Source organism: Aliirhizobium wenxiniae (assembly GCF_019511445.1).
In the GTDB taxonomy this organism is placed as follows: domain Bacteria; phylum Pseudomonadota; class Alphaproteobacteria; order Rhizobiales; family Rhizobiaceae; genus Neorhizobium; species Neorhizobium wenxiniae_A.
The window spans coordinates 1-826 of sequence record NZ_JAEUAN010000071.1 but is presented as its reverse complement, the minus strand read 5'-3'; the positions used below and the strand labels follow the sequence as shown (position 1 = coordinate 826).

The following is an 826-nucleotide window of genomic DNA, read 5'->3' as shown; positions in this document are numbered from 1 at the left end:
ATACTCCGTTCTTCACCAACTACCGTCCGCAGTTCTACTTCCGCACGACGGACGTTACCGGTATCGTTTCGCTGCCGGAAGGCACGGAAATGGTTATGCCGGGCGACAACGTCACGGTTGCTGTTGAGCTGATCGTTCCGATCGCGATGGAAGAAAAGCTGCGCTTCGCTATCCGCGAAGGCGGCCGTACCGTCGGCGCCGGCATCGTCGCTTCGATCATCGAGTAATCGATAATCACCTGAATTGAGAAAGGCCCCGCTGGAAACGGCGGGGCTTTTTTCGTTTGGCTTTCAGTATGCGTTGAGGTGGCGGTCTTGGTTCGGTTGATTGGCGCGGTCGCCTGGATCGCAATGGTGTTTTGCGCATCGCCTGCGGTCCCGGCCGTGTTCGAGTATGCATCCTGCCCGGATCGTCCCCGCTGTACCGGATGCGGCTGCAAGGGTGGGCCTGGATATCGCGGTCCTGACGGAAAATGCGTCGGCTTCAAGATGCTCGACAAGGTCTGCGGTAATCCGCCCGAAACGCGATGCACGTTCGAAAATACTCCGGGAACGGGCATGAACCGGGAATGTGCGCTGGATTCGGATAGGCGGACGAAAAGCTAGCGAATTCAGCGAGTGAAAAGCTCGCGCTCATAGCGGAAGTTGCCGGAGTTCCGCGGCTTGCGAAGGCTGAGCGGCAGGCGCTCCTCTTCTTCAAGCAGTCGTGCGGCGACATTGTCTGCACCTGTTTCGAGCGCGTCATGCCCGATGAAGCCGCCGCGAACCTGTGTCGTGGCGGATAAGGCCCGCATGAATGCGTTAAACAGATCCGGATCGGGCAGGGG

At 59.1% G+C, this 826-nt stretch carries 1 protein-coding gene and 1 pseudogene; one reads left to right on the top strand and one right to left on the bottom strand.

The window, feature by feature from the left end:
- Positions 1-227 (top strand): EF-Tu C-terminal domain-related protein (locus tag JNB91_RS30325; RefSeq protein WP_479683729.1); only part of this gene is annotated, 227 nt, incomplete at its 5' end.
- 383 nt (positions 228-610) lie between these two features.
- Here JNB91_RS30325 and JNB91_RS30320 read toward each other — a convergent pair.
- Positions 611-826, bottom strand: a pseudogene (locus JNB91_RS30320) (capsule biosynthesis protein); the annotation flags it as partial.